This window comes from Micromonospora sp. PTRAS2, assembly GCF_054052245.1.
The window spans coordinates 1-11,826 of sequence record NZ_JBSWBU010000032.1 but is presented as its reverse complement, the minus strand read 5'-3'; the positions used below and the strand labels follow the sequence as shown (position 1 = coordinate 11,826).

At 71.7% G+C, this 11,826-nt stretch carries 10 protein-coding genes; 1 reads left to right on the top strand and 9 read right to left on the bottom strand.

From position 1 onward, the window contains the following. On the top strand, positions 1 to 1,697 hold a 1,697-nt coding region (locus ACVMYR_RS32905; RefSeq protein ID WP_457123676.1), incomplete at its 5' end, for a family 43 glycosylhydrolase. Positions 1,698 to 1,759: 62 nt separating this feature from the next. Here ACVMYR_RS32905 and ACVMYR_RS32900 read toward each other — a convergent pair. From ACVMYR_RS32900 to ACVMYR_RS32860, 9 genes are all read right to left on the bottom strand, one after another. Beyond that, on the bottom strand, positions 1,760 to 2,521 hold the full coding sequence (locus ACVMYR_RS32900) for an SDR family oxidoreductase (RefSeq protein ID WP_077937286.1): 762 nt from the start codon (positions 2,519 to 2,521) through the stop codon (positions 1,760 to 1,762). Continuing rightward, positions 2,518 to 3,543 carry a zinc-binding dehydrogenase gene (locus ACVMYR_RS32895; RefSeq protein ID WP_396788322.1) on the bottom strand — a complete coding sequence of 342 codons (1,026 nt, stop codon included), beginning with the start codon at positions 3,541 to 3,543 and terminating at the stop codon, positions 2,518 to 2,520. Before ACVMYR_RS32895 ends, ACVMYR_RS32900 begins: the two co-directional genes overlap by 4 nt. Next, complete coding sequence (locus tag ACVMYR_RS32890; protein ID WP_043962960.1) at positions 3,540 to 3,875, bottom strand: L-rhamnose mutarotase; 336 nt, start codon at positions 3,873 to 3,875, stop codon at positions 3,540 to 3,542. The genes ACVMYR_RS32895 and ACVMYR_RS32890 overlap by 4 nt, the downstream gene beginning before the upstream one ends. Before the next feature lies 1 nt (position 3,876). Further along, positions 3,877 to 4,782, bottom strand: coding sequence for an amidohydrolase family protein (locus ACVMYR_RS32885; RefSeq protein WP_077937302.1), 906 nt, complete (start codon positions 4,780 to 4,782; stop codon positions 3,877 to 3,879). Continuing rightward, on the bottom strand, positions 4,779 to 6,104 hold the full coding sequence (locus ACVMYR_RS32880) for an enolase C-terminal domain-like protein (RefSeq protein WP_096761626.1): 1,326 nt from the start codon (positions 6,102 to 6,104) through the stop codon (positions 4,779 to 4,781). The genes ACVMYR_RS32885 and ACVMYR_RS32880 overlap by 4 nt, the downstream gene beginning before the upstream one ends. A gap of 87 nt (positions 6,105 to 6,191) precedes the next feature. Then, positions 6,192 to 7,232: an ABC transporter permease gene (locus ACVMYR_RS32875; RefSeq protein WP_043962964.1), complete on the bottom strand. Its 1,041-nt coding sequence runs from the start codon at positions 7,230 to 7,232 to the stop codon at positions 6,192 to 6,194. Next, positions 7,225 to 8,766: a sugar ABC transporter ATP-binding protein gene (locus tag ACVMYR_RS32870; RefSeq protein WP_457123675.1), complete on the bottom strand. Its 1,542-nt coding sequence runs from the start codon at positions 8,764 to 8,766 to the stop codon at positions 7,225 to 7,227. Before ACVMYR_RS32870 ends, ACVMYR_RS32875 begins: the two co-directional genes overlap by 8 nt. Next, entirely contained in the window at positions 8,763 to 9,833 is a 1,071-nt protein-coding gene (locus ACVMYR_RS32865; RefSeq protein WP_396788324.1) for a sugar ABC transporter substrate-binding protein, read from the bottom strand. Before ACVMYR_RS32865 ends, ACVMYR_RS32870 begins: the two co-directional genes overlap by 4 nt. A gap of 100 nt (positions 9,834 to 9,933) precedes the next feature. Continuing rightward, positions 9,934 to 11,826, bottom strand: a 1,893-nt coding sequence (locus ACVMYR_RS32860; protein WP_457123674.1) for an alpha-L-fucosidase, incomplete at its 5' end; no start/stop codon positions are given.

The window sequence follows — 11,826 nt, the reverse complement described above, 5'->3', positions numbered from 1 at the left end:
CAAACGGCACCAACCAGCAGTTCCGCCTGGCCGACTCCGCGGACGGGTACGTGCGGTTGATCGCCCGGCACTCCAACAAGGCCGTGGAGATCCAGAACGCCTCCACTGCCGACGGCGGGAACGTGGTGCAGTACGCCGACTGGGGCGGCAACAACCAGCAGTGGCAGCTCGTCCGCGTCGGCGACGGCGGCAACCCGGGCGGCTCCAGCTACACCAACCCGGTCCTGTGGCAGGACTCCGCCGACGTCGACATCATCCGCGTCGGTGACGCCTACTACCTCTCCTCGTCCACCATGCACTACTCCCCGGGCGCGCCCGTGCTGCGCTCGTACGACCTGGTCAACTGGGAGTTCGCCGGTCACTCGGTGCCCCGGCTGGACTTCGGCACCAAGTACGACCTGCCCAGCTCCACCTCCCGGGCCTACGTCAACGGCATCTGGGCGTCGACGCTCAACTACCGCGCCAGCAACGGCACGTTCTACTGGATCGGCTGCATCGACTTCAACAAGTCGTACGTGTACACGTCGACCTCGGTCAGCGGCACCTGGCAGAAGCGCTCCGAGATCAACAACTGCTACTACGACGCGGGCCTGCTCGTCGACGACAACGACACGATGTACGTCGCGTACGGCAACAGCACCCTGCACGTGGCGCAGCTGTCGGCGGACGGCCTGAGCCAGGTGCGCACGCAGCAGGTGTACACCACGCCGTCGAACATCGGCACGCTGGAGGGCTCGCGGTTCTACAAGCGCAACGGCTACTACTACATCTTCGTCACCAAGCCGGCCAACGGGCAGTACATCCTGCGCTCGACCAGCCCCTGGGGCCCGTACGAGACGCGCCAGGTGCTGCTGAACATGCCCGGCCCGATCTCCGGCGGCGGCGTGCCGCACCAGGGCGGCCTGGTGCAGACCCAGAACGGCCAGTGGTACTACATGGCGTTCGTCGACGCGTACCCGGGTGGCCGGGTGCCGGCGCTCGCGCCGATCACCTGGACGGCCGACGGCTGGCCGCAGATCCAGACCGTCAACGGCGCCTGGGGCAGCAGCTACCCGTCGCCGCTGCCGGCCCGGCCGGTCGCGCCGATGACCGGCGCGGACACCTTCACCAGCACGACGCTGAGCCCGCACTGGGAGTGGAACCACAACCCGGACAACACGAAGTGGTCGGCCGGCAGCGGCCTGCGGTTGCAGACGGCCACCGTCACCAACGACCTCTACAGCGCCCGTAACACCGCGACCCGGCGCATCCAGGGGCCCACCTCCACGGCCACCATCGAGCTGGACTACTCGACCATGCGCGACGGCGACCGCTCCGGGCTGGCCATGCTCCGCGACTCCTCGGCCTGGATCGGCGTACGCCGGGACAACGGGGCCACCCGGGTGGTGATGACCAACGGCCTGACCATGGACGGCAGTTGGCGGACCACCAGCACCGGCACCGAGATCGCCAGCGCGGCGGTCAGCGGTGGCCGGATCTGGTTGCGGGCCAAAGCCGACATCAGGCCGGGCAGCGGGCGGCAGGCGTCCTTCTCCTACAGCACCGACGGGGTGAACTTCGTCCCGCTGGGCAACGCGCTGACGTTGAACAACGCCTGGCAGTTCTTCATGGGCTACCGCTTCGCGATCTTCAACTACGCCACCCAGGCGCTCGGCGGCGCGGTCACCGTCCGCCGGTTCGACCTGACCACCCCGTGACAGACGCCGGGCCGGGGGCGACGCCCCCGGCCCGGCACCACGGCCTTGCGGCCCTCGGCGGCTCAGCGCGCGAGCCAGCCCCCGTCGACCGGGATGACGGCCCCGCTGACATACGCCGCCGCGTCGGAGGCGAGGAAGACGGTGGCCCCGGCGAGGTCGTCGGGCCGACCCCACCGACCGGCCGGGATCCGCTCCAGGATCGCCCGGTTGCGCTCCGGCTGCTCGCGCAGCGCCCGGGTGTTGTCGGTGTCGATGTAGCCCGGCGCGATCGCGTTGACGTTGACCCCGTGCGGGGCCCACTCGTTGGCCAGCGCCCGGGTCAGGCCGGCGATCGCCGACTTCGCCGCCGCGTAGCCCGGCACCGTCACGCCGCCCTGGAAACTCAGCATCGACGCCGTGAAGATGATCTTCCCGCTGCCGCGCCGGACCATCTCCCGGCCGATCTCCCGGGCGAGCAGGAACGGGGCGGACAGGTTGACCTCCAGCACGTGGTCCCAGTCCTGCTCGGAGTGCTCGGCGGCGGGGGCGCGGCGGATCGTGCCGGCGTTGTTGACCAGGATGTCGACCGGTCTGGGCAGCTGCCCGAGCCGCTCGGCGAGCGCGCGGACGGCCACGCGGTCGGACAGGTCCGTCCGGTACGCCTCGAACGACCGGCCGTGCGCCGCCACCCGCCGGCCGACCTCACTGCCGGACTCCTCCAGCGCCGCGCTGACGCCGACGATGTCCGCTCCGGCCGCGGCCAGGGCCTCCGCCATGGCCAGGCCGATCCCGCGCCGGCAGCCGGTCACCACGGCCAGCCGGCCGCTCAGGTCGAACGGGTTCACGCCGCACCTCCACAGTCCACGAGGACCTTCACCTCGCCGCCGGCGGCGAGCGCCCGGAACGCCTCGGCCACCTCGGTCAACGGCACGATCCGGGTGATGAGTCGCTCGGCGGGCACCTGCCCGCCGTGCACCAGCCGGACGGCCTCGGCGTAGTCGTCGCGCTCGTACACCCGCACGCCGATCAGCTCCAGCTCGCGCCAGAAGACGCGGTGCAGGTCCACCGCCGGCGGGTTGGGGTGGATCGCCACGACCACCAACCGCCCGCGTACGGCGAGCAGGTCGGTCGCGGCGCGGACCCCGGCAGCGGAGCCGGACACCTCGAACACCACGGCGGCGCCGGCCCCGCCGGTCGCCTCGTGGACGTGCCGCACGACGTCGACCGCCGCCGGATCCAGGGTGCTCAGCCCGAGCTCGGCGGCGAGCTCGCGGCGGTGCGGGTCGAGTTCGAGCACCGTCACCTCGGCGCCGACCGCCCTGGCGACCGTGCCGATCAGCAGCCCGACCGGGCCGGCGCCGATGACCACCGCGTGTTCGCCGGCGGTGAGCCGGGAGCGCCGCACGTCGTGCACAGCGACCGCGGTCGGCTCGACCAGCGCGGCGTGGGTCAGGGGCAGGTCCGCGGGCAGCGGCACCAGCAGCCGCGCGGGCACCGTCCAGGAACGCTGCATCGAACCGGGCGAGTCGATGCCGACGAAGTTGAGCCGGTGACAGATGTGGCTGTGGCCGGCCCGGCAGGCCGGACACTCGCCGCACCAGTCCAGCGGCATGACGGTCACCGGGTCACCGACCCGGTGACCCTCGACGCCCGCGCCGACCTCGGCGATGCGGCCGGCCATCTCGTGGCCGATCACCGCGGGCACCCGGACCCGCCGGTCCATCGCGCCGTGCGCGACGTGCAGGTCCGTGCCGCAGATCCCGGTGTACGCGACGTCGATGCGCACCTCGCCGGGGCCGGGCGGCACGGGGTCGGCCTCGGCGACCACGAAGGTGTTGTCGCCGACGTACTGCGCGCTGCGGTTCACGACGCCTCCTCGGTCAGGTGCCAGACCTCGTGCATCGGGGCCCACCAGTGCCCCGAGCCGGGCTCGGCGAGCGACTCCTGGCACGGGTCGGTCAGTTTCCACCACTCCCGCGTCTGCGGGTCCTCGGCGATGCGGCGCTGGTCCGCGTCGTGGTCCTCGCCGACGTACTCGTAGTAGCCGAACAGCAGGTCCCGGTGCAGGAAGATGCTGTAGTTGCGGATGTTCGCCTCGCGCAGCGTCTGTTCGACGCCGGGCCAGACGGCGGCGTGCAGCCGCAGGTAGGTGTCGCGGTGGTCCGGTCGCAGCCGGATCACCCAGCCGTAGCGTCGCACGTCATGCCTTTCCGGTGGGGTGTGGCTCCCCGGCCGGCGCCGGGGGGAGCTGCGCGACCCGCCGCGCCAGGTCGTAGGCGCGCACGGCGGTGCCGGCGAGGATCTCGTGCCGCTCCGCGGCCGACAGCGGGGGCAGCGCCGCCGCCAACGCCCGGGCCACGCCGGCGTAGTCCGACCGGAGCAGGCAGACCGGCCAGTCGGAGCCGAACATCAGCCGCTGCGGCCCGAACTCCTCGACCGCCACCTCGACGAACGGGCGCAGGTCGTCCGGCGTCCAGTCCGGCCCGGCCTCGGTGACCAGGCCGGACAGCTTGGCGGTGACGTTGGGGCAGGCGGCCAGGTCGGCCAGCGGCCCGCGCCAGCGGCGCAGCCCCGCCCCGCCCTCGTCGATCCGGGGCTTGCCGAGGTGGTCGAGCACGAACCGCAGCTGCGGCAGCGCCCGGGCCGCCCGGGCCGCCGCCGGCAGCTGGTCGGCGCGGATCACCAGGTCGAACACGAGCCCGGCGGCGGCGAGCTCGGCGAGCCCGCGCCGCACGTCGGGCCGGTCGAGATAGTCGGGGTCGGCCTCGCCCTGCACCTGCGAGCGCACCCCGGCCAGGTGGTCGCCGCCCCGCAGCCCGCGGTAGCGCTCGACGGTGGCGGCCACGTCGTCGGCCGCGACGTCGAGCCAGGCCACCACCGCGAGGATCGGCGCGGTGTCGGCGGCGTAGCCGAGGAACTCGGCGGCCTCGTCGGGGTGGCAGCGGCCCCCCTCCACCAGCACGGTGCCGTCGACGCCGGCCGCGGCGAGCTCGGCGGTCAGGTCCGCCGGGGTGAACGGCCGGCGGATGGTCGCCAGTTCGGGCGCGTCGAGCCACGCGTAGCCGCGCTCCGGCCGCCACAGGTGGTGGTGCGCGTCGATGATCATGCCGTCGCCGCTCCCGCCGCCGCCGGCCGGCGCGTCCACTGCGGCCCGTCCGGGTAGCGGAAGTCGGTCACGGACGCCGCGACGATCTCCGCGCTCATCCCGGGCGCGGTGGGCGCCAGGTACCGCCCGCCGCTGATGCGTACCGGATCCACGAAGTGCTCGTGCAGGTGGTCGACGTACTCGATGGACCGGTCGTCGGTGCTGCCGCTGAGCGCGACGAAGTCGAACATGGCCAGGTGCTGCACCAGCTCGCAGAGCCCGACGCCGCCCGCGTGCGGGCAGACCGGCACCCCGAACTTCGCGGCGAGCAGCAGGATCGCCAGGTTCTCGTTGACCCCGGCGACCCGGCACGCGTCGATCTGCACCACGTCGACGGCGTCGGCCTGCAGGAGCTGCTTGAACATCACCGCGTTGTGCACGTGCTCGCCGGTGGCCACCTTCACCGGGGCCAGGGCCTTGCGCACGGCGGCGTGCCCGAGCACGTCGTCCGGCGACGTCGGCTCCTCGATCCAGTACGGGTCGAACGCGGCCAGCTCGCGCATCCACCGGATCGCGTCCGGCACGCCCCAGATCTGGTTGGCGTCGACCGCGATGCGCACGTCCGGCCCGACGGCCGCCCGGGCGATGCCCATCCGGCGGACGTCGTCGGCCAGGTTCCCGCCGACCTTGAGCTTGATCAGCCCGTACCCGTCGCGCACCGCCTCGGCGCAGAGCCGGGCCAGCTTCTCGTCGTCGTAGCCGAGCCAGCCGGGGGTCGTGGTGTACGCCGGGTAGCCCTCGGCGAGCAGCCGGACCTCGCGTTCGGCCCGGCCGTCGGCGGCCTCGCGCAGCAGCGTGAGCGCCTCGTCCTCGGTGAGGGCGTCGCGCAGGTAGCGGAAGTCGACCTGCGCGACGAGCTGCTCCGGGGTGAGGTCGGCGAGCAGCTTCCACAGCGGCTTGCCCGCCCGCCGGGCGGCGAGGTCCCACACGGCGTTGACCAGTCCGCCGGCGGCCATGTGCACGACGCCCTTCTCCGGGCCCAGCCAGCGGATCTGGCTGTCGCCGACGAGCCGGCGGGCCAGCGCGCCCGGGTCGGCGGTCAGCTCGTCGACCGACTGGCCGACCACCATCGGGGCGAGCGACTGCACGGCCGCGACCTGGATCTCGGTGCCGCGGCCCACCGTGAAGACGAGGCCGTAGCCCGTGGCCCCCGACGAGGTCCGCAGGATCACGTACGCCGCGGAGTAGTCCGGGAACGGGTTCATCGCGTCCGACCCGTCGCGGTGCCGGGAGGTGGGGAATCGTACGTCGATGGTTGCTACGGACGTGATGCGCTCAGTCACCGGAACTCCTGAAGGGATAGAACGTCGGCCGGGTTGCCCGGCTCGTGGGTCTGCCTCGCGACGGGCCCGCCCGGCGGGCCGGTCGTCTCACGTCTGCGCCTTCCCCCCGGTGATGCGGGAGACCACCAGGGCCACCAGGATGACGGCGCCGTTGAGGAAGTTGGTCCACTGCGCGGGCACTCCGGCGAGGGTCAACACATTGATGATCATAAACAGCAGCAGGACGCCGGTGAAGGCGCCGAACACGCTGCCCCTGCCGCCGTTGAGGCTGACGCCGCCGATCACCGCCGCCGCGAAGACCTGGAAGATCGCGCCGCTGCCCTGGGCCGACGGCACCGCCGCGAGCCGCCCGCTGATCAGCAGGCCGGCGAGCGCCGCGAGCACGCTGGCCACGATGAGTGCGATCCACAGCACCCGGTCGGTGCGGATGCCCGCCGCGCGGGCCGCGTCCTCGTTGCCGCCGATCGCGTAGAGCGCCCGGCCGGCACGGGTGTGCCCCAGGACGACGACCCCGGCGGCGAACAGCAGCAGCGACACCCAGATCGAGGCCGGCACCCCGAACCAGCTCGCGGAGCCCAGGTACGTCATCGACTCGGGCAGCGCGAAGAAGGTCTGCCCGCCGGAGATGCCGGTGAGCAGCCCGCGCAGGATGATCAGCATGCCCAGCGTCACGATGAAGCCGTTGAGGCCGAACCGGACGATGAGCAGCCCGTTGAACGCGCCGACGAGGGCGCCGACGAGCAGGACCACCGGGATCGCCCAGCCGTCCGGCAGCACGCCGAGCCCGAGGCCCCGGGTGAGCGCGGGGTCCACGATCAGCCAGGCGGCGATGCCGGGCGCCAGGCCGAACGTGGACTCCAGCGACAGGTCCATCTTGCCGGTGATCAGCACGATGGTCTGCGCGAGGACGAGGATGGCGATCTCCGACATGCTCTGCAGCACGTTGATGATGTTGTCGGAGCTGAGGAAGACCGGATTGACGATCGACCCGACGATCGCGACCGCGATGATCGCCGGCACCAGGGCCAGGTCACGCAGCCGGGCGATGGCCAGGCTCCGCGACGACGGCGCGGCCGACGGTGGGGGCGCCGGGGACGGCGTCTTGGTGGTGGACAGCGTGTCAGACATGGTGGAGGTCCACCCCTTCCATGGCGGCTACCAGATCGTTGTCGCTCCAGCCGTGGGCCATCTCGCCGACGACCCGGCCCTGGAACATCACCAGCACGCGGTCGCAGATCCGCAGGTCGTCGAGTTCGTCGGAGACCACCAGCACGGTGGTGCCCCGGCTGCGCACGTCCTCGACGACGCCGAGGAGGGTCTGCTTGGACCGCACGTCGACCCCGGCGGTCGGCGTGATGAGGACCAGCACCCGCGGATCGCTGGCCAGGGCCCGGCCCATGACGACCTTCTGCTGGTTGCCGCCGGACAGGTCGGAGGCCGGCACGTGCGGCCCGGACGCCTTGATCGCCAGGTCGGCGATCGTGTCCCGGGCCAGGGCGTCGCGCCGGGCCGACGAGATGAGGCCGTAGCGCCCGACGCGGTGCGGCACGGTCATCGTGACGTTCTCCGCGATGGACATCGACGCCACCAGGCCCTCCCGGTGCCGGTCCTGCGGCACCAGCCCCACGCCCGCGTCGATCGCGTCGGGCACACTGCCCGGGCGCAGCACCCGGTCACCGAGGGCGACGGTCCCGCCCGCCGGGCGGGCCAGACCGACGATCGCCTCGGCGACCTCGACCTTGCCGCTGCCGCCGCCACCGGCGATGCCGACGACCTCGCCCGCCCTGGCCTCCAGCGAGAACTCGGCGCCGGACGAGGTGACCAGGTCGCGCACCGACAGCAGCACCGGAGCGTCGGACGGCAGGGGACGATGGTCCGCCTCCGGCATCGTCACGTCCTCGCCGGTCATCGCGGCGACCAGCGCCTGTTTGCTCAACTCGGCCACGTCCGCGGTGACGACGTGCCGGGCGTCGCGGAAGACCGTCACCCGGTCGCAGAGTTCGTAGATCTCCTGGAGGTGGTGGCTGATGAACAGGAACGTCACCCCGTGCGCCCGCAGGTCCCGGATCCGGGTGAACAACCGGTTGATGCCCGCGGCGTCGAGCTGGGCGGTCGGCTCGTCGAGGATGATGAACCGGGCACCGAAGGACAGGGCGCGGGCGATCTCCACGAACTGCCGCTGCTCGACCGAGAGCGTCGAGGCCGGCTGGCGTACGTCGACGTCGACCGACCACGTCGCCAGCAGCTGCTCCGCCTCCCGCCGCAGGCTCGACCAGCGGATCAGTCCGCTGCGCCCCCGCGCGTGCCGGTTGAGGAACAGGTTCTCCGCCACGGTGAGGGTGGGGATGATCGTCGACTTCTGGTAGACGCATGCGACCCGCTGCCGCCAGGCGTCGCGGTCGCCCAGGGGCGGCGCCGGACGCCCGTCGAAGGCCACCGCGCCGGCGTCGGCGGCCTGCAACCCGGTGAGGATGCTCACCAGCGTCGACTTGCCGGCGCCGTTGCGTCCCACCAGGGCGTGCGTCTCACCCCGGCGGACCAGGATGCCCGCCTCCGACAGGGCGAGCGTGGACCCGAAGCGCTTGGTGATGTTCACGGCCTCGACGACGGGCTGGCCGTCGTCGGCCAGCCCGTCGCCGGGGCGGTGCGGGGCGGCACTCATGCGTTACGGCCCCACAGCGACGCGTCGTCGAACTTCAGGGTGGGCTGGCCCGCGACCGGCGCGCCGTCCAGCGTCACCAGCGGCGCGGGGAGCTGGTCCTCCAGCAGGCCGTCGCGCACCTGGATGATGGTGCTGCCGTGCTCGGTGGGGCCCGGCTGGAACGTCTTGCCCTCGATCGCCGCCTTGGCGTACTCCAGCCCGTACCTGGCGTACAGGTCGGCGGGCTGGCTGACGGTGGCGTCGATCAGGCCGTCGCCGATGTTCTTCAGCTCCTCGGGGATGCCGTCGTTGGAGACCACGAAGACGTGCTTGGGGTCGGTCGGCGGCACCTGCAGGCCCCGCTGCTTGAGGATCTGCAGCGTGCCCGACAGCGCGAACGAGGACTGCATGTAGATGCCCTTGATGTCCGGGTCCGACGCGAAGCGGGTCTGCAGCTTCGACGCCGCCACGTCGGCCTTCCAGTCGGTGGCCTCGCCGAACACCTTGATGCCGGGGAACTCCTTGCCCATGCACTCGTTGAACGCCTCGGTGCGGTCCCGGCCGTTGATCGAGTCCAGGCCGCCCTGGAGCATGACGACCTTGCCCTTGCCGCCGAGCTTGGTGCCGAGGAACTGGCACGCCTTGGTGCCGTAGGCGCGGTTGTCGGCGCGCACCACCATGAACACCTTGCCGGTGTCGGGCCGGGTGTCGATGGTGACCACCGGGATCTTGCGGCTCTCCAGCTGGGCCAGGGTCGGCGCGATGGCGGCGGTGTCCTGCGGGGCCATCACCACCCCCTTGACGCCCTGGCTCATGAAGGTCTGTGCGTTCGAGATGAGGTTCGCGACGTCGTTCTGCGAGTTGGTGGTCTTCACCTCGACGCCCAGCTCCTCGGCGGACTTCGGCACGTACTTGATGTACGAGTTCCAGAAGTCGGTGTCCGAGCGTGGGTAGTCGACCCCGACGAGCGGTTTGCCGCCGCCCGAGGCGGCCCCGTCGCCCGCCTGGTCGCCGCAGCCGGCGGTGAGGGCGGCCGTCGCGCCGAGCAGCAACGTCAGCCCGGTGCCCAACACGCTTTTCCGGTTCATTATGGTTTCTCCATCTCTGGGGGGAGTGGGTCCGGCGCGTGCGCCGCCGCGACCCGTGGGGATCGCGGCGACACACGCGCCGGGTGGTGCGCTGCGGGGATCAGGCGGTGGTGATGGTCCAGAGCAGGTTGGTGTTGCCATCCCAGGTCCACTGCTTGACCTGCGAGCCGGAGGCGACCTGGCCGCCGCCGTCGAGCACCAGCCCGGTCGCCCGGTTGGCGATCCGGTACCGCCGGTTGCCCTGGTCGGTGATCTGCCACTGCTGGCTGTTGCCGCCGTTCCACGCCGCCTGCTGCGCCGCGGCCCCGTTGCTGGTGAGGCCGAAGCCGTCGACGACCATGCCGTTGGTGCGGTTGACGATCCGGTAGTAGCCGGTGCCCAGGTCGACGATCTGCCACTGCAGGTTGGCGTTGCTGTCCCAGGTCCACTGCTTCAGCGGCGAGCCGGAGGCGACGTTGCCGCCGCTGTCCAGCGCCAGGCCGTTGGTCACGTTGACGATCCGCTGGTACGTCGCCGGGTTGAAGGTGACCCGCAGCGAGGCGATGGCGTCGTTGTTGCCGGTGTTGCGCAGGTCGGCGTTGTCGGCGGTGAACGTCCAGCTGGTGCCGGAGAAGTTGTCGTTGGCGTACCCGACGAGCTGGTGGCCGGCGGTGACCCGGACCGACGAGATGGCCCGCAGCCCGATGCCGGCGGACTGCAGCTGCGCGGCCGTGTAGCTGCCGACCGACAGGTTGACGCCGCTGTCGTAGTTGACGTTGGCGTAGACGCCGACCGGTGCGGAGGTGGTGGGCCCGCCACCGGGGGTCGGGATCGTCCCGTTGAAGGTCAGCTTCACCACGTACGCGGGCGCGCTGAACGGCGCGCTCGCCGACGGCAGGGTGATCCGCAGCCCGCTGGCGTCCTGGGTGCGGGTGGGCAGGTTGACGTAGCTGCCGGCGGTGGTGTCGAGGAGCTGCACGCCGGCCAGCGAGCTGAGGTTGATCCGGCTGGACGAGAGCGTGGTGATGTTGACGGAGCTGCCCGGCCAGCCGAGGATCGTCGCGTACAGCACGCGGTTGTCCTTGCTGCGGGTGAACCGGATGTCCTGGGGGGTGCCCGCGCGCGGCTCGGTGAAGGAACCGCCGCCCATCTGGGTGGGGCCCTCGCCGTACGTCGTCCAGGCCCGGGTGGAGTAGACGGACTCGCCGAAGCGGCGCAGGTAGTCGCCGATGCCGCGCAGGATCGTCTGCTGCCCGGACGGGATCGTGCCGTCGGCCATCGGCGCGATGTTGAGCACCATGTTGCCGTTCTTGCTGACCCGGTCGATCAGCGAGTGCAGCATCTGGTTGAGCGTGTAGTAGCCGATCCCCGTGGTGTAGCACCAGCTCGAGCTGCTGATGCTGTCGTCGGTCAGCCAGTAGGGGTCACGCAGGGCGGCCGGTCCGCCGCGCTCGTAGTCGAAGACCGCGCCGCCACGCTCCAGGCCGTCCTTGTAGGTGGCGATGACCTCCTTGTCCCACGCGACGGCCCGGTTGTAGTAGTACGCCAGGAACTTCAGCCGCTGCGCCTCGCTGATGCGGGCCAGGTCGAAGTCCTGCCAGATGATGTCCGGCTGGGACTGGTCGATGATCTCGCGGAGCTTGTCGTACCAGAGCTGCTCCTCGGCGGCGGTGCCCAGCTGGCCGTAGAGCTTGCGCAGGCTCGCGTCGGACTGCTGCGGCGCCCACTGGTAGAAGCCGGTGAAGTTGAACGCGTGGTGCATGGCGACGAGGACCTTGAGGCCGCGGGCCCGGATCGCGTCGGTGTGCAGCTTCAGCAGGTTGAGGCGGGGTCCCTTGGCGACGGAGTTCCACTCGTTGACCTGGCTGTTCCACATGGAGAAGCCGTCGTGGTGCTCGGCGACGGGGCCGGCGAACTTCGCCCCGGCGTCGACGAACAGCTGCGCCCACTCGTTCGGGTCGAAGTTGCCGCCGGCGGACTTGAGCTTGGGGGCGAACTGGACGAACCGACCGGA

Bases quoted from the DNA above. Each gene is read 5' to 3' on its own strand.
- ACVMYR_RS32875 (WP_043962964.1), bottom strand. From the start codon at position 7,232: ATGTCTGACACGCTGTCCACCACCAAGACGCCGTCCCCGGCGCCCCCA.
- ACVMYR_RS32885 (WP_077937302.1), bottom strand. From the start codon at position 4,782: ATGATCATCGACGCGCACCACCACCTGTGGCGGCCGGAGCGCGGCTAC.
- ACVMYR_RS32865 (WP_396788324.1), bottom strand. From the start codon at position 9,833: ATGAACCGGAAAAGCGTGTTGGGCACCGGGCTGACGTTGCTGCTCGGC.
- ACVMYR_RS32870 (WP_457123675.1), bottom strand. From the start codon at position 8,766: ATGAGTGCCGCCCCGCACCGCCCCGGCGACGGGCTGGCCGACGACGGC.